The sequence below is a fragment of the Mesorhizobium sp. M0590 genome (assembly GCF_040320905.1).
Taxonomy (GTDB): domain Bacteria; phylum Pseudomonadota; class Alphaproteobacteria; order Rhizobiales; family Rhizobiaceae; genus Mesorhizobium.
Map to the genome: position 1 here is coordinate 167,266 of NZ_JAMYQN010000011.1, position 15,200 is coordinate 182,465.

17 protein-coding genes are annotated in these 15,200 nt (G+C 62.1%); 7 read left to right on the forward strand and 10 right to left on the reverse strand.

The genetic code is table 11. From position 1 onward, the window contains the following. Positions 1-421: 421 nt before the first annotated feature. From NKI52_RS19700 to NKI52_RS19715, 4 genes are read right to left on the reverse strand one after another with little or no spacing between them, the layout of a single operon-like run. On the reverse strand, positions 422-757 hold the full coding sequence (locus tag NKI52_RS19700) for a hypothetical protein (RefSeq protein WP_352594419.1): 336 nt from the start codon (positions 755-757) through the stop codon (positions 422-424). Positions 758-767: 10 nt separating this feature from the next. Further along, positions 768-1,469, reverse strand: coding sequence for a DnaA regulatory inactivator HdaA (gene hdaA, locus NKI52_RS19705; RefSeq protein WP_023677644.1), 702 nt, complete (start codon positions 1,467-1,469; stop codon positions 768-770). A gap of 5 nt (positions 1,470-1,474) precedes the next feature. Next, positions 1,475-2,701, reverse strand: coding sequence for an AI-2E family transporter (locus tag NKI52_RS19710; protein WP_031212006.1), 1,227 nt, complete (start codon positions 2,699-2,701; stop codon positions 1,475-1,477). Continuing rightward, the gene (locus tag NKI52_RS19715) at positions 2,673-3,230 is read right to left on the reverse strand and encodes a CDP-alcohol phosphatidyltransferase family protein (protein WP_023677645.1); all 558 of its coding nucleotides are present in this window, start codon (positions 3,228-3,230) and stop codon (positions 2,673-2,675) included. The genes NKI52_RS19710 and NKI52_RS19715 overlap by 29 nt, the downstream gene beginning before the upstream one ends. Positions 3,231-3,430: 200 nt before the next feature. Between NKI52_RS19715 and NKI52_RS19720 the strand changes: the two genes are divergently transcribed. From NKI52_RS19720 to NKI52_RS19750, 7 genes are all read left to right on the forward strand, one after another. Further along, a complete protein-coding gene (locus tag NKI52_RS19720) occupies positions 3,431-4,081 on the forward strand; it encodes a glutathione S-transferase family protein (protein ID WP_352699167.1) in 651 nt (216 codons plus the stop codon). 133 nt (positions 4,082-4,214) lie between these two features. Further along, positions 4,215-4,847 carry a hypothetical protein gene (locus NKI52_RS19725; RefSeq protein WP_352594417.1) on the forward strand — a complete coding sequence of 211 codons (633 nt, stop codon included), beginning with the start codon at positions 4,215-4,217 and terminating at the stop codon, positions 4,845-4,847. Between the two features lie 135 nt (positions 4,848-4,982). Beyond that, the gene (locus NKI52_RS19730; protein WP_352569719.1) at positions 4,983-5,390 is read left to right on the forward strand and encodes a hypothetical protein; all 408 of its coding nucleotides are present in this window, start codon (positions 4,983-4,985) and stop codon (positions 5,388-5,390) included. A gap of 109 nt (positions 5,391-5,499) precedes the next feature. After that, a complete protein-coding gene (gene purM, locus NKI52_RS19735) occupies positions 5,500-6,564 on the forward strand; it encodes a phosphoribosylformylglycinamidine cyclo-ligase (protein ID WP_352472623.1) in 1,065 nt (354 codons plus the stop codon). Beyond that, complete coding sequence (gene purN / locus NKI52_RS19740) at positions 6,561-7,268, forward strand: phosphoribosylglycinamide formyltransferase (protein WP_352457663.1); 708 nt, start codon at positions 6,561-6,563, stop codon at positions 7,266-7,268. Before purM ends, purN begins: the two co-directional genes overlap by 4 nt. Before the next feature lie 50 nt (positions 7,269-7,318). After that, positions 7,319-7,651, forward strand: a complete 333-nt coding sequence (locus NKI52_RS19745) for a hypothetical protein (protein WP_352569718.1) — start codon at positions 7,319-7,321, stop codon at positions 7,649-7,651. Positions 7,652-7,660: 9 nt separating this feature from the next. Further along, the gene (locus tag NKI52_RS19750; RefSeq protein WP_352569716.1) at positions 7,661-8,176 is read left to right on the forward strand and encodes a SixA phosphatase family protein; all 516 of its coding nucleotides are present in this window, start codon (positions 7,661-7,663) and stop codon (positions 8,174-8,176) included. 110 nt (positions 8,177-8,286) lie between these two features. On the opposite strand, the gene NKI52_RS19755 is transcribed toward NKI52_RS19750, so the two are convergent. The 6 genes from NKI52_RS19755 to NKI52_RS19780 all read right to left on the reverse strand — a co-directional run bounded on the left by NKI52_RS19755 (position 8,287) and on the right by NKI52_RS19780 (position 15,183). Next, positions 8,287-8,559, reverse strand: coding sequence for a DUF680 domain-containing protein (locus NKI52_RS19755; protein WP_352452971.1), 273 nt, complete (start codon positions 8,557-8,559; stop codon positions 8,287-8,289). Positions 8,560-8,835: 276 nt separating this feature from the next. After that, a complete protein-coding gene (locus NKI52_RS19760) occupies positions 8,836-9,072 on the reverse strand; it encodes a DUF680 domain-containing protein (protein ID WP_352452970.1) in 237 nt (78 codons plus the stop codon). Positions 9,073-9,449: 377 nt separating this feature from the next. Next, complete coding sequence (locus NKI52_RS19765) at positions 9,450-11,672, reverse strand: cation:proton antiporter domain-containing protein (RefSeq protein ID WP_502896684.1); 2,223 nt, start codon at positions 11,670-11,672, stop codon at positions 9,450-9,452. Between the two features lie 170 nt (positions 11,673-11,842). Then, positions 11,843-12,541 (reverse strand): DUF2270 domain-containing protein, encoded by a 699-nt coding sequence (locus tag NKI52_RS19770; RefSeq protein ID WP_352699172.1) that lies wholly within the window; start codon positions 12,539-12,541, stop codon positions 11,843-11,845. A gap of 56 nt (positions 12,542-12,597) precedes the next feature. Next, positions 12,598-14,706, reverse strand: coding sequence for a molybdopterin-containing oxidoreductase family protein (locus tag NKI52_RS19775; RefSeq protein WP_352699174.1), 2,109 nt, complete (start codon positions 14,704-14,706; stop codon positions 12,598-12,600). Between the two features lie 69 nt (positions 14,707-14,775). Then, positions 14,776-15,183, reverse strand: a complete 408-nt coding sequence (locus NKI52_RS19780; protein WP_352594409.1) for an SMI1/KNR4 family protein — start codon at positions 15,181-15,183, stop codon at positions 14,776-14,778. Between the last annotated feature and the right edge of the window lie 17 nt (positions 15,184-15,200).

A 15,200-nucleotide genomic window follows, 5' to 3' on the forward strand; every position in this document is an offset into this window, starting at 1 on the left:
CTGCGATGAGTGCGGCAGCACATATTTTTCCGACAGCAGCGCAATGGCCAGTCTATGTGCCGAATGCGCATCTCTGCTCTATGGATATCCAAACTGCGAACATAATTTCGAAAGCGACCGATGCACGGCCTGCGGGTGGGACGGCTCTCGATCAAAATACGTCGCCGATATTATTTCCAGGCAAGACCGACAGCGTTGAGAATATCGCTATCAGCTGGCGAGAAAATCACACTTCAAGGCGACTGGTCGGATCGCCGCATATGGCAAGCTCGCCGGGAAGAGAACCCCAACCGCCCCATCTCCCGGCGAGCCTACTACCTGATTTGATACGCAATCAGGACCGGGATTAGCCGGCAAGCTGTCAGGTGCAAGACAGATGCCAGGTTTGTTTCCCGAAATGAGACACCGGCCGAGGTAAGAACTAGGTATATGCACCTTCCCCGGCCCAGCCAAAAACCATTGGCCGTAGTTCTTCAAGGGCGGCTTGCAGCATTTCGGGAGACGCGTGGCGTTCCTCTCTGGCACCCCATTGTGTAGCGCTTTTAGGATCCAGCACCGACGCCACAATGGTTACGTTGCCGTTGACGTCAGGCAAATTGAGCCACAACTGAGCACGACGATTGCCATTCTTGTCGTAAACCCAGATAGAACGGACATCGTCGTCGCGATATTTAGTGGCGACCCGTATTCCGTGCCGATTTGCCCACGACATCAGAAACGGATCAATGATGTCGTATGCACTGAATTCAGACGTCATTTTGTATCCTCTAAATCTCGAACTCGCCCTGCCCTTCGTCCATGGCGCTGACGGTCTCGGCGGCGAGCGCGCGGGTGATCGGCGTCTTGCGCTCGAGCGCGGTGCGGTCGAGCCGTTCGACCACGCGCATGGCAGTGGCCAGCGAGCGCTCGATGCGGCGCACCAGATATTGCACGACATGCGGCTCGACCTCGACCTGGCGGTCGGCGAACAGCTTTGTGATGACGCCGGCCAGCAGAAGATCGTCGGGTTCGTGGATCTCGACGGTCGCCGCCGCCTTCAGCCGCGACGCCAGGTCGGGCAGCCTGACGCCCCAGGCGGACGGGAAGCGCCGCGCCGTCAACAGCAAGCTCGAGCCGGCGCCGCGCACCGCGTTGATCAGGTGGAAGAGGCCGTGCTCATCGATCGGTTCGGCATCGATATCGTCGATCAGGGCCGGATGCGGGCCGAGGTTTTCGATGCAGTCGCCGATGCGGCCGGCCTCCACTTTCACGGCGTCGGCGCGGGTCCGCCAAATCGAGGCCAGATGGGTTTTCCCCGAGCCGGCCGGCCCGGCCAGCACAACGACCGGCGACGGCCAGTCCGGCCAGCGGTCGACAAGCGCCGCCGCCTGGCTGTTGGTGCTGGAGACGACGAGCTCGTCGCGCGAATAGCCGGTGCCGTGGCCTAGATCGAGCGGCAATTGACGCGGCGGATCGATCTTGTCCGGCATCTGGCTCAACCGCGCGCGCCCCCGCGGCGCCGCACCTGCAGCGGCGGCACCGGCTCGTCGGCATGGCCCTTGTAGAGCGGCGATTCCAGATAGCGGGCGATGGCGAAACGCACCAGAACGGCAACGGCGGCGGAAGCCGGCACGGCAATCAGCAGGCCGACGAAGCCGAACAGCGCGCCGAAGGCAAACAGCGCAAACATCAGCCATACCGGATGCAGGCCAACGCTTTTGCCGACCAGCCTGGGCTGCAGGATGTTGCCCTCGATGAACTGGCCGACGAAGAACACACCGGCCACCGCCGCGATCATGGTCCAGTCTGGCCAGAACTGGACGAAGGCGACGCCGACGGCCAGCACCAGGCCGGTCAGCGAGCCGACATAGGGGATGAAGGAGATCAGCCCGGCGAACAGACCGATGAGGATGCCGAAATTCAGGCCCGTCAGTGTCAGGCCGGTGGCATACATGGCGCCGAGCACCAGGCACAGCGTGCCCTGGCCGCGCACGAAGCCGGCGGTCGCCGTGTTGATGTCCCTGGCGATCGTCCTGACGGTCTTGACGTAATCGCGCGGCACCCAGCTGTCGACGATTGCCACCATGCGGTCCCAGTCGAGCAGCATGTAGAAGGCGACGACCGGCGTTACCACGAACAGGCTGACCACCGAGACCAGCGCCACGCCGGAGCTCCAGATCGAGGTGAAGACGGTGGTCAGGAGGCCGAAGCCGGAGGTCAGCAGCGAGTTCAGGCCTTCGCGCAGGCCGTTGGCGTCGACGCCGAATTTCTCTTCCAGCCATTTCGGGTCGAAGCTGGTGATCAGGCCCTGCAGCCGGGTCAGATAGTCCGGCAGCTTGCTGGCGAAATCAGCCATCTGCGAGGCGAGCACCGGAACCAGGATGACGACGGCCAGCACCAGGACGACGATGAAGGCGATGAGGATGACCACCGTTGCCATCAGCCTGGACAGGCCGAGCCGCTCCAGCCGGTCGGCCACAGGATCGAGGAAATAGGCGAGCACCATGCCGGCGACGAACGGCAGAAGGATGCCGCTGAAGACATAGAGGAAGACGGCGAGGATGATGGCGCTGACCAGCCAGAAGCGGATCTGCCGGCGAAACGACGCCGATGCCGCAGCCTCCGCTGCCGCGGCTTCGGCCTCGGCGTCGATGGACCGTTCGTCAGGTGCCCGGTGGTCAGGTGCCCCGCGTTCAGGTGCCGGGTGTGGAGCCTTCGCCATAGCCGCTCATATGCCTCAGCCAAGCCACGAGATAGGCCGCGGCCGAAGCCACGGTCAAGACCCCGGACAGCAATATGAGGGCCGGTCTCAGCGGATCGAGACGGATGTCGAAGGCGAGTTCGCCCAACACCACTGCCGCCAGCACGATCTGGATCGCGGTGTTGGCCTTCGACACCAGAAGCGGCTTCATCTCGACCGGATGTGCCATGACGGTGGATAAAAGCACGGCGCAGACGATCAGTGCGTCGCGCGACACCATGGTAACGACCAGCCACAGCGGCAGTTCGCCGCTGAAGCCCAGGACCACGAAAACCGAGACCAGCAGCAGCTTGTCGGCCATCGGATCAAGATAGGCGCCGAGCCTGGAAAACTGGTTGAAATGGCGGGCGATGAAGCCGTCGACCCCGTCGGAAATGCCGGCAATGAGGAAGCCGGCAAACGCCCAGTCCCAGCGTTCCTGCAGCATGGCCAGCACCACGGCCGGCACCAGCACGAAGCGCATGATCGTGATCATGTTGGGGATGGTCAAACGCATATCCCGTCGCTCTTGTTTGTCGATACATGATGGAGATGGAGGGTTACGGCAAGTGAGAAGCGACACAGAAGCTGCCAATCTCCCCACGAGGGCGCCAGCAATGAAATAGGTCAAGACCGATGTCGATTTCGGGGAGGCTCATTCGTCTCACGATAGGAAGCCGAGGAAATTTGCCCAGCAAGGAAACGGACGCGATGACAATCACTATCACAGCATTTGAACGATCGCCCGATGGCGGCAAGGGACTGGCGCGTGATACGCGCGTTCGCTGGGCGCTCGAAGAAGTGGGGCAGCCGTATGAGGTTCGTCTTGTTTCCTTCGCAGAGATGAAGGCGCCTGAACATCTGGCCATCCATCCCTTCGGCCAGATCCCCACCTATGAGGAAGGTTCTCTCTCGCTGTTCGAGACCGGCTCGATCGTCTTTCATCTTGCTGAGCAGCATGCGGGATTGCTGCCGAAGGATCGCAATGCCCGCGCGCGTGCGATCACGTGGATGTTTGCCGCACTTAACACCGTCGAGCCGCCGATCCTCGAATTAACGACGGCAAGAATATTCGAACGTGACAAGCCTTGGAGCGAGGAGCGCTTGCCGTTGGTAAAGGACCGTGTTCGCGCTCGGCTGGACAAACTCTCGGCCCACTTGGGCGTCGCCGACTGGCTCGATGATACGTTCAGCGCAGGCGATTTATTGATGGTATCGGTGCTGCTGCGACTAAGAATGTCAGGCATTTTGGACGAATATCAAAACTTGGCTGCCTATGTAGCGCGCGGGGAAGCTCGGCCGGCTTATATCCGGGCTTTCGCCGCGCAATTTGCAATCAACGCAGAGGGGCGTGAAGAATAGCCAGCGTTGAACTAACCAAATGGAAGCGAGCCCGAAGCGCGCTTTCCTTTGGCCGTTAGGAAACAAGGCGCGCTGTGGATGGACTAATAGGCCGCTAGCAAGGCACGATGCGCAACAGAGAGGGAGTGGAACCTTGTCTTTGGCCGTTGGCGAAGCGCGTAAGTATCTCGATACGTTCATGACGGGACATGGCTTTCGCCGCATCCGGAAAGGCGTCTTCGAAGTCGACCGGAGCGACGATATCAGCCTGATTCTCGAAGAGGCCTTTACTGCAAGCCATGGCGATGTTCATTTGAACATGCTCGTTTACCTGGACTTTCTTACCGTCAGGCCGTTGCTTGAAAGGCTGTACGGCAAAAAATGGATCTGGCCCGGACTGTCGCAGTTTCATCCTGAAACGATATTTAACAATGAGCTGAAAGCTTATGCTCGTTACTTCGAGCACCTTGACCAGACGAGCATAGATAGGTTGCTGGGGAAATATGTCGAGCTGGCGCGAAGGATCAGGGCTCAGAACCCGGACCTCGCCAGTTACGTCGCCGGACATAGCGAGTTGCTCGACAAACCTTACGAATTCACACAGCCCTTCGCAGTTCGAATCCTCGCGCTGATTGCCTGCGAAATCGAACTTGGGCACTACGAGCGGGTTAAGCAGGCTGTGCACTGGATTCGAACGAACAATGGCGGAATAGCGCTGAGCGGCTACGCCAAGGCACAACTCGACCGCGTCGACATGGTTCTGGCGGAACGAGAGGGGCGTCCATAAGGGGGGCAGCTTGGGCGACTGTCCACTCCTTTGTCGAGCCAAGACCGTCTGATCCCGCCGTCATCCTTGCGAGGTGCGGCCGTTCATGCGAAGAGCCCGTGAAGCGACAGCCTATTTCCCCACTGCTGAATGACGATGGCGCAGAGAATCACAATCGCTTGGCGAGTAACGCTTTGTTATCTGGCCGGACTGACGGAAAGTCTTTTGGTCTTCGCATTTTTCGGAGCCTCGCACCGCAACGTGGCAGCGCAGGATCTTCTTTCGACCTTCGCTCTTTATCTGGCCGTAGGCGTGGTCGTCTCTTGGCCCCTCTGGCTGACCGCCGCTGTCGTCGCGTTCGTTTTCTCAAGGTCAGTCGCTGCAAAGCCAGGTCTGTGGACTGCCGCGGCGGCTTTGATCGCCGCCGGCTTCTCGTATGGGACCCTGCCCTTCGACGGTGAGATCAGGTCTCTTGCCACCGTCGGAGGCCTCGCCGCAATTCTGGCAGGGATTTCTTTTTACTGTTGGAGTGTATCACGCCCGGTTCCGCCGTTATCCAACTGAAACACCATCATCACGCGCTTGCCTTGCGGGGCAAAACCGTTCATGCGAAGAGCCCGCAAGCGAATGAAACCAGCGACAGGCAAGCGCAACAGATGAGCAGGCGCCGGAAATGAGCAAGCGCAAGAACGGGCTCACCTATGCCGAAGCGGGCGTCGACATCGATGCCGGCAACCTCATGGTCGAGAAGATCAAGCCGCTGGTGCGCGCCACCCGCCGGCCGGGCGCCGATGGCGAGATCGGCGGCTTCGGCGGCCTGTTCGACCTCAAGGCCGCCGGCTTCACCGATCCGGTGCTGGTGGCCGCCAATGACGGCGTCGGCACCAAGCTGAAGATCGCCATCGATGCCGGCAAGCACGATACGATCGGCATCGACCTCGTCGCCATGTGCGTCAACGACATCGTCGTGCAAGGCGCCGAGCCGCTGTTCTTCCTCGACTATTTCGCCACCGGCAAGCTCGATCCCGACCAGGGTGCTTCGATCGTCGGCGGTATCGCTGCCGGCTGCCGGCAGGCCGGCTGCGCGCTGATCGGCGGCGAGACGGCGGAAATGCCCGGCATGTATCACGACAAGGATTACGACCTTGCCGGCTTTGCCGTCGGTGCCGCCGAACGCGGCCAGCTGCTGCCGACCGACGACATCGTCGAAGGCGACGTGCTGCTCGGCCTCGCCTCGTCGGGCCTGCATTCGAACGGCTTTTCGCTGGTCCGCCGCATCGTCGCCGTAAGCGGCCTTGGCTGGGGCGATCCGGCGCCGTTCAATGACGAGGCGACGCTGGCCGAGGCGCTGCTCGAGCCGACGCGCATCTACGTCAAGTCGATCCTCAAGGCGATCCGCAACACGCATGGCATCAAGGCGCTAGCCCATATCACCGGCGGCGGCTTTCCCGAAAATATCCCGCGCGTTCTGCCCAAGGATTTTTCGGCCGAGCTCGATCTCGGCGCCATCGAGGTGCCGCCGGTGTTTTCGTGGCTGGCCAAGACCGGCGGCGTCGCGCCGGAAGAGATGATGCGGACCTTCAATTGCGGCATCGGCATGATCCTGGTCGTCGCCTCCGGCCAGGCGGCGCAGGTCGCTGCCGTTCTGCAGGAGGCCGGCGAGACGGTGACGCCGATCGGCCAGATCGTGCCGCGCCGCGATGCCGGCGTCATCTATCGGGGCTCGATTGGCCTATGACCAGGAAACGGACGGTCGTACTGATCTCGGGGCGCGGCTCCAACATGACGGCGCTGGTTGCGGCGGCGAGCAACCCGGCCTATCCGGCCGAGATCGTCGGCGTCATCTCCGACCGCGCCAATGCCGCCGGCCTTGGCATCGCCGCGGCGCGCGGCATCGCCACCAGAGTGATTTCGCGCTCCGACTATGCCAGCAAGCAAGCGCATGACGAGGCGATCGATGCGGCCCTCTTGTCGTTCGGCGCCGAGATCGTCGCGCTGGCCGGCTATATGCGCATCCTCGGCGCGCGCTTCGTAGAGAAGTGGCAGGGCCGCATGATCAATATCCACCCTGCCCTGCTGCCTGCCTTCAAGGGGCTGGATACGCATGCGCGGGCGCTGCGCGCAGGCATGCGCATCCATGGCTGCACGGTGCATTTCGTCACGCTCGACATGGATGACGGGCCGATCATCGCCCAGGCCGCCGTGCCGGTGATGGTCGGCGACAATGAGGATACGCTGGCCGCGCGCGTGCTCAAGGCCGAGCACCAGCTCTATCCGCTGGCGCTGGGCCTAGTCGCCGAAGGCAAGGCGCGGATGGAAGGCGGCCGCACGGTGTTTTCGCGCTTCGCCGACGATGCCGACAACGCCACGTCGGTGGTGATCGCGCCCGACCCGCTGCGCGAAGAGACCGATCTCGAGCACCTGGCGCGGATCACGCCGTGAGGGTCCGCAGAAACGGCCAATAAATCGCCGGGGAATGACAGAATAGATCAATGGACGTTTTCGACAGCGCGATCCGGACAAAGCGTGATCTCGCCGGCGTCTTCGAGTACGACGAGGCGGACGATCCGAAAAGTGCCACGGCATATTTTTATCTCTGTCGGATCGAGGACGGACGAGTAGGTCCCGTCGTCGGTGCAATTCACCTTCGATCGGGCGATTGGGCCATCACTGAAGCAGACATTTTGGTCAGATGGGATAAAGATGAACGGCATGTAGGCCTGTTCATCTTTGGTGCGCTTTGGGCGAGTTTTGATACCGCCATGGGCACAAAACATGGCGGCGGCTATGGGAAAGACTTTCAGCCGGACATCTCTTGGACTTGAATTGAATCCATGAAGCAACTGCTGCTCCTGCGTCACGCCAAGTCGAGTTGGGACGATCCCGACCTCATCGACTTCGACCGGCCGCTGTCCGCGCGCGGGCTGAAGGCAGCACCACTGGTCGGGCGCGAACTGGCCCGGCGCGGCTGGCTGCCGGAGTTGGCGCTGGTGTCGCCGGCACTGCGCACCCGCGACACATGGCGGCTGGTCTCGGCGGAATTGCCGGCGAAGGTGCAGGCCAAATCTGCCCAGGCGCTTTACGAGGCAGCAGCGGCGGACATCCTCGCCAAGGTGCGGCAAGTGAAGGCGGGGACCGGAACGCTGCTGGTGCTTGGCCACAATCCCGGGTTGGAGGAGTTCGCGCGCGGTCTTGCCGGGGCTGGATCTGATGAAGCGGCGCTGAAAAAACTGGCGGAAAAATTCCCGACCGCGGCCCTGGCTCGGTTCGACGTCGATGGCGATTGGGCCGGTCTCACCTTCGGCAGCGCCCGGCTGACGCACTGCATTTGGCCGAAGGATCTTCGCTAGGGACTGCCTGACAGGCCGGGGGATCGCCGACCTTTCGGCCAAACCCGGCTTCGCACAAACAAAAGCGGCGGGCCAAGCCCGCCGCTCTTCGTGCTCCGGGGTTTGAGGAACTATCGGCCCCAGTTGCCCCGGCCAGATTGGGGCACTACGGGTTGATCAGTGCCGAACCGGGTCGTCGCCTCGGTGTCGACGGCGTTGTGCTCGGCCGTCAGCGGCTTGCGGATGGAACCGGTAAACCCGCTGTCGATGGTGCCGACAGGCGCGTTGCCAACAGGCGCGGCCGGCTGGTTGACGCCGTCCGAACCATAGTGATCACTGCCTGCAAAGGCGCTGCCCGTGGCGACGAGGACGATGGTGGCGACGGTAAGAGCAATCTTGGTCATTTCAGGTACTCCAGTGTACTGGTCATTCGTGAGTTGTCGTTGCTTTCGACGCATTCGAGATGAGAGCGCTGTCCGCGCCGACGAATACGCACCCGGCTTTTTCCGATGTGCACGTTGCTGGACGATTTCAGCAACCGAGATTGTGGCTACAGATGAAACCTGCAGATCAACGTATTCGATTGGCGCAGGATGCTATTCGGCGCACACGCCCGTTGATACGCGAAAGCAAGAGTAGCGGGCCAAGCCCGCCGCTCTTTGTGTTGCGGGCCGTGATAATCAGCGGCCCCAGATGCCTTGGCCGGATTCAGGCGCCACCGACTCGGAGGTTATCTTGGCACCGGTACGCTCGGAAGTAACTGGCTTGCGGATCGAACCGGTGAAGGTGTTGTCGACGTTGGCAGCAGCAGCAGCGGCCGGCTGGTTGACGTTGTCCGAGCCATAATGGTCGCTGCCGGCAAAAGCAGTGCCGGTGGCAACGAGGATGGCGGCGGCGGTAAGAGCGAGCTTGGTCATTTCGGGTACTCCGGTAGTTCTTTAGTCTGTCCGTCAAGTGGCGTGCCTCGGGAGGAATTCGCGTCGCTCGGACCACCCCGAGATGGGTCGGCAAGCCTGTCGTTTCCAATCACGAAAATTTTGTACGGGTGCGCCAAATTGGCCGCTTGAAATTCGACATGCAGCTCCTTGCGCCACAATGTTCTTATTTCTTTTCAACTAGTTATGGGTCAGTGGTGATTTGCCGCGCGAACATTCTTTGAGCCGGCGTTCACCCTTTCCTGTACTCTCTGTCAACAGAACCAAACCGTTCGTTTCGAGTTCTTTTACGTTTGGCTGATCAGCGCTTTCAGAGGCTCGATCGACATTCCTGCCGACGGATCAATGCGCCGTGAAATTCACGCTGCCAGCTCAGCGCCAGCGGCGTCGTGCTTGGGCCGCGCGCTGGCCAGAAGCACGACGGGGCAGTTGCAGGCGGCTAAAACAGCGCCGGCGGTTTCACCGAAGAACAGGTCCTCACCCGGACGTTGGGTGACGCCCATTACAACGATCGCCGCGCCTTTGGCCGCCTCCCGGGTGATCGCCTTGTCGGGTGTGACGCGGGTATGGAACGCTGTGTCGATATGCAGGCCGTAGCGGCCCGCCAGGTCGGCGATGTCTTTCAGGACGGCCTCTTCGCGGCTATGCGACACCGATGTCGACCTGCGGCCCTTGGCTGCCTTTTGCGAGACGTAAAGTATCTTGACCCGCGCCCGGTTTGGACGGGCCAGCGCCAGCGCCAAGTCGGCGGCGCGACGCGCCACCTGGGTACCGTTGACGGGGACGAGAATGCTGGTGCCGGCCCTCAGCGTCGGCATCTTTTCGCCAGCATTGCCGCCGTTCAGGACCAGGCAAAGCGGGCCGTCAAATCCTGCGGCAATGTCGTTGAGGGCCGGCGCGAAGGCGCCATCGGCGGTCAGCACATTGTCCAGGCCGACCAGCAACAGGCCGTATCCCTTGCGGGCCTCTTCGGCGATCGTCTCACCCGTGGCCTCCAATTCGGTGCGGGCCGTCAGGTGGACTTTGTCGACAAGCGTATCTTCGATCCGTTTCACCGCCCGGGCGCTCTTTTTTGCACCCTTCTTGATTTCCTGCAGGGCGCGCTCCTGTCCCTTGCTGTCGGTCGGCCTGTCAACTCGGCCGTCTTTCGGCTGAAGCAAGGTGGTGGGCAGGCGAAGCAAGGTGGTGGGCATGCCGCTGCCTCCGCCGACCAGTCCGGCGAGATATGCAGTGAACTTGCCGATCCTGCTGTCGTCGACCAGCACCAGCAGCCGCTCCAGCCTGGAAATGAAGCCGTATTCGTCCAACGCCTCGCGCTCGACACGCTGCTGCTCGTCGTGCCCAACCGGCAGCCGGCCGAGCGCCCAGCGCAGCATCGGCGGCATGGCCAAGGTGGTGATCACGGCCATGGTGACGATCATGGTGAAGAGATTGTGCGACAGGATGTTCATCGACAGGCCGATGCTGGCGACGATCACCTCGGTCGAGCCGCGCGCGTTCATGGCACTGCCGACGGCGATTGCTTCCTTGAACGACATGGCGGCGAGCTTGGCGCCGATGAAGGCGCCGCCAAACTTGCCGATGCTGGCGATGACCACGAGAGCGCCCGTCAGCATGGCAAGCGTCGGATCGGCAAGAACTGTGAGATCGGCGGAAAGCCCCGCCATGCCGAAGAAGATCGGCATGAACAGCGCGGTGATGACGCCGCGAAGCTGGCCTTCGATATGGCTGGAGAGGATGGGCGATTCCCCGACCAGGATGCCGGCGACGAACGCCCCCAGCACGGTATGGACGCCTATCAAATTGGTGATCAGCGCCATCGCTCCCATGATGATGAGGATCATGGTGATCACCGCAAACTCGCTGCGGAATTGATCGTTGGTCCAGCGGATCAAGGTGAAGACAAGACGGCGGCCAATGGTGAAGGAGAACACCATGAACAGTGCCACCGCGGCGATGGTGGTCACCAGCGGCGCGAACTGTAGCTTGCCATTGGTGGCGATGCCGAAGGTTACGGCGATGACCAGCCAGCCGATCGTGTCCTCGATGATTGCCGAGGAAATAATCACCTGTCCGAGGTTGCGGCGCATGAAGTTCATCTCGCGCACCACCATGGCGACGACCTTGACCGACGAGATCGACAGCGCGGTGCCCAGGAACAGCCCGGCGACGGTGCGCTGCGTCGGGTCAGCCAGCAATGCGTCCGGCAGGAATTGCGCCAGCGCGAAACCGAAGATGAAGGGCACCACGACGCCGGTCGCCGAAATGGAAAAACAGGCCGCGCCAACCCGGCGCACCAGCCGCAGGTCGGTCTCCATGCCGGTCAGCAAAAGCAGCATCAGGATGCCGAGCTGCGAGACGGCGTCGATCATGCCCTTTTGCGCAGGATCACTGGGAAAGATCAGGTGCTGGGCCGACGGCCACAGCCAGCCGAACAGCGAAGGACCGAGCAGGATGCCGCCGATCAGTTGGCCCATGATTGCCGGCTGGCCATAACGCTGCAGCACTTCGCCCAGGCCGCGCCCAACAAGCAGCAGAAGCACGATCTCGGCGACGAAAGCGCCTTCGCCCGAACCACCCATGCCGGAGGCCCGGGTACCGGCAACGAGCGTCTCCGCTGCCCAGGCCGCGCCCGCGGGGACGAAAGCGCAAACCAGCAGTGTCAGGCTGGAACGTGTCGGAGCCTGCCAAGCCATGAAACCCCCATCGCCCAATGCACGTGTCCAACAACGCGCGACAGGGCGTTGCGTTGCTAGACGTGGACGTCACCGAAGGAGAGTTCGCCGTCGTCGCTCTCTGTCAGAAAGGCTGTCACCAGCAGGCCTGCATAGAGGACGGCGACCAGCACGACGATGGCGCCACCAGGAACGGGACCCAGGGCAGCACTGGTGACGGCCTCACGCATCGACCCGACGAAGCCGATGCGGACGCCTTCGGCCAGAAGACTGGGGGTCGACAGTTTGAGGATCCAGGCCAGCAGCAGAATCAGCAGCATGTAAATGTAATTGCGACGCAGGCGGCGCGCCAAAGCCACGCGTTGCGAAATCAGGAATTTCGGCGCGCGCAGGCTCTCGCCGACGATCAACAGCCAATCGGACGCGAAGTCCGGCTGCGGCGAGAATATCTGCGCGAAATAGTGCCGTTCGAACTGGCGCACGCGAGCCCGATAGAAGTCGAAGAAGCGATATCGGCGGGCCTCTATCCACAGCAGCAGCAGAACAAGCAGCATGGCAAACAGCAGCACGCCATGGTGAGCGCTGGCTGTCGAAAGCGAAACGGACAGCATGGCTGCGACAACGGTTAACGCCCAGTTGCTCGTCCGGTCCAGGCGGTCGCGCCACCCAGCCATGCGCGCAATCTCGGCGCGATGAAAGTGGGACATCGTGGTTACGAGTTCGCCGGACGACAGTGTCCTTCCGATGGGATCCGGCGCCGGCAACACTTCTGCCATGACAATGCCTCCACCCGCCACGCGAAAACGGCCGGATGGAGATATCGTTCCGACGCTCAATCCGCCGGGCGCAGCCAGACCTTGTTGTCGTGGAAGGCGGCGCCGCCATAGGGCGCCGGCGCATCGGCGCCGGTCAGCACGTTGATGCCCTCGCCGCGCTCATGGGCGCTGTTCGGCCAGATGCCTTCGGCGACGACCACGCCGCGCTTGATGCCGTCGAACAGTTTTGCGTGCAGCACCACTTCGCCACGCTGGTTGCCGACTTCGACACGGCCGCCGTCGGCGACGCCGAGTGCCGCCGCATCATCGGGATGCAAGAGCAGCTCCGGCCGGCGCTCTTTTGCCTGCGATACCGGCGTTTCGGCAAAGGTCGAATTGAGGAAATTGCGCGCCGGCGAGGTGGTCAGCCGGAACGGGTGCGCCGCGTCCGCCACCTCGATCAGGTCGACGTGATCGGGAAATTCCGGCAGCCGCTGCACAGGCCCGAAGAGGCCCATGCTTTTCGGCGGCCGGTTGGGCGCTGCCTGCCCGGTCCAGTTGGCGCGGAAATGGAACTTCTTGTCGGCATGGCCGAAGCCAGTGATGAAATGCGCGGCCTCGAAATCCGGCTGCAGGTCGACCCATTTGTCTTCCTTCAGACTGTCGAAACTGCCCAGCCCGCGCTTGCCCAGGATGATGTCGATGTGCTGCTGTTCTGTCAGGCCGAAGCCCGGCATGTTGGCAACGCCGAGGCGCTTGCCCAACTCCTCGACAACGAAATGGTTGGTGCGCGGGCCTTCCGGCGGCTCGATCAGCTTCGGCCCCAGCGTGATGTGCTGGTTGCCGCCACCCTTGTAGACGTCGTCATGCTCGAGAAACATCGTCGCCGGCAGCACCACATCGGCGAGCTTGGCGGTGTCGGTCATGAACTGCTCGTGCACGCAGGAAAACAGATCGTCGCGCAGAAAACCTTGCTTCACCAGCCGCTGCTCCGGCGCGACATTCACCGGATTGGTGTTCTGGATCAGCAGCGCCGTCACCGGCGGGCCGCCATAGAGCGCATCCTCAGCCCCGGTCAGCACCGGGCCGATGCGCGAATGATCGAGATGACGGATCGAGGGATCGCGCATCCGTGTGCCTTCGAGCAGTTCCTGGTTGAGCTTGAAGATGCCCGAATTGGAATGGAAGGCGCCGCCGCCCTCATATTGCCAGCAGCCGGTAACCGCAGCGATCGAGGCCGCGGCATGCATGTTGACCGAACCGTTGCGCTGCCGCGAAAAGCCGTAGCCGAGGCGGAAGTAAGTCTTCTTCGTCGTGCCGACGAGCCGGGCGAAGGTCTCGATTTCGTCGACGGAAAGCCCGGTGATGTCTGCCGCCCATTGCGGCGTCCGCGTCTTGAGATGCGCTTCCAGACCGTGCGGATCGTCGGTGTATTGTTCCAGATAGGCGCGGTCGGCCATGTCGTCACGGAACAGCACGTGCATCACCGCGCAGGCCAGCGCGCCGTCGGTGCCGGGCTTCAGCACCAGGCCGAGATCGGCCTGCTTCATCGTTGCATTTTCGTAGACGTCGATGACGACGATCTTGGCGCCGCGTTCCTTGCGCGCCTTGATGGCGTGGGTCATGACGTTGACCTGCGTGACCACGGCGTTGGTGCCCCAGATCACCACGCAGTCGGACTTCGCCATTTCGCGCGGGTCGGGGCCGCGCAGCGCGCCGGCGCCCATCATCCAGCCGGTCCAGGCCAGATTGGTGCAGATCGAACCGAAGAAGCCGGAATATTTTTTGGCGTGCCTGAGCCGCTCGATGCCGTCGCGCTGCACCAGACCCATCGTGCCGGCATAGTAATAGGGCCAGACCGTCTCCGAGCCATATTTTGCCTCCGCCGCGATGAATTTTTCAGCGACCAGATCGAGCGCCGCCTCCCAGCTGGATTCCTTCCAGGCGCCGTCGCCCTTGGCGCCGGCCCGGACCAGCGGCTTCAGCAGGCGGTCGGGATGATGGACGCGGTCGGCATAGCGGGCGACCTTGGCGCAGATGACGCCGGCCGTGTAGCTGTTGGATTTGGCGCCATGGACACGGCCGATGCGCTTTTCGTCGAGCAGTTCGACCTCGAGCGCGCAGGTCGAAGGGCAATCATGCGGACAGGCCGAATGGCCGATTTTGAGCTTGGCGTGCTGATTCATGGGAGCAAACTAGCCGGTTGTGATAGCGGCGTGTAGGGCCAGATGGGCGGGCCTACATCCCCCTCTGGGCTATTCGTCGGAAAGGCCGATCAAGTCCAAGAATGCATCAAAGTCCGGCGCAATGGGCCAAACGCTTTCGACAAGATCGATATTTGTCATGTCAAACGCAACGAGCGGATAAAGCCCCACTGTGCGTAGATCGAACGCAATCGCCTCGCCGCCCCCGTTGCTGCCGATAACGAAAAAACCCGGAAAGAACTCCTTGAATGTCCCCTGTTGCTCTATTTCGATCACCTCTTCCGCAGCGTGCAAGGCAAGCCATAGCGGCTGGACTGGCAGGGGGCCCTCACCACCGTTGCTGAAAGAGAGAAGGGCAACATAGCTTTCAGGCAGGACCAAAGGCCCCACGTCCCTGAGTTTCTCGATCGCTTCGTCTGACGCTCCATCTTTTTTGCGCCACTCCCGACCTTCAAGCATCTCATTCACCTCCTACC

What these genes read in the sequence shown, in the direction of transcription:
- NKI52_RS19700 (WP_352594419.1), bottom strand. Translation starts at nt 757, where the DNA reads ATGACGTCTGAATTCAGTGCATACGACATCATTGATCCGTTTCTGATG.
- hdaA (WP_023677644.1), bottom strand. Translation starts at nt 1,469, where the DNA reads ATGCCGGACAAGATCGATCCGCCGCGTCAATTGCCGCTCGATCTAGGC.
- NKI52_RS19710 (WP_031212006.1), bottom strand. Translation starts at nt 2,701, where the DNA reads ATGGCGAAGGCTCCACACCCGGCACCTGAACGCGGGGCACCTGACCAC.
- NKI52_RS19720 (WP_352699167.1), top strand. Translation starts at nt 3,431, where the DNA reads ATGACAATCACTATCACAGCATTTGAACGATCGCCCGATGGCGGCAAG.
- NKI52_RS19730 (WP_352569719.1), top strand. Translation starts at nt 4,983, where the DNA reads ATGGCGCAGAGAATCACAATCGCTTGGCGAGTAACGCTTTGTTATCTG.
- purM (WP_352472623.1), top strand. Translation starts at nt 5,500, where the DNA reads ATGAGCAAGCGCAAGAACGGGCTCACCTATGCCGAAGCGGGCGTCGAC.
- purN (WP_352457663.1), top strand. Translation starts at nt 6,561, where the DNA reads ATGACCAGGAAACGGACGGTCGTACTGATCTCGGGGCGCGGCTCCAAC.
- NKI52_RS19745 (WP_352569718.1), top strand. Translation starts at nt 7,319, where the DNA reads ATGGACGTTTTCGACAGCGCGATCCGGACAAAGCGTGATCTCGCCGGC.
- NKI52_RS19750 (WP_352569716.1), top strand. Translation starts at nt 7,661, where the DNA reads ATGAAGCAACTGCTGCTCCTGCGTCACGCCAAGTCGAGTTGGGACGAT.
- NKI52_RS19755 (WP_352452971.1), bottom strand. Translation starts at nt 8,559, where the DNA reads ATGACCAAGATTGCTCTTACCGTCGCCACCATCGTCCTCGTCGCCACG.
- NKI52_RS19760 (WP_352452970.1), bottom strand. Translation starts at nt 9,072, where the DNA reads ATGACCAAGCTCGCTCTTACCGCCGCCGCCATCCTCGTTGCCACCGGC.
- NKI52_RS19765 (WP_502896684.1), bottom strand. Translation starts at nt 11,672, where the DNA reads ATGGGTGGTTCGGGCGAAGGCGCTTTCGTCGCCGAGATCGTGCTTCTG.
- NKI52_RS19770 (WP_352699172.1), bottom strand. Translation starts at nt 12,541, where the DNA reads ATGGCAGAAGTGTTGCCGGCGCCGGATCCCATCGGAAGGACACTGTCG.
- NKI52_RS19775 (WP_352699174.1), bottom strand. Translation starts at nt 14,706, where the DNA reads ATGAATCAGCACGCCAAGCTCAAAATCGGCCATTCGGCCTGTCCGCAT.
- NKI52_RS19780 (WP_352594409.1), bottom strand. Translation starts at nt 15,183, where the DNA reads ATGCTTGAAGGTCGGGAGTGGCGCAAAAAAGATGGAGCGTCAGACGAA.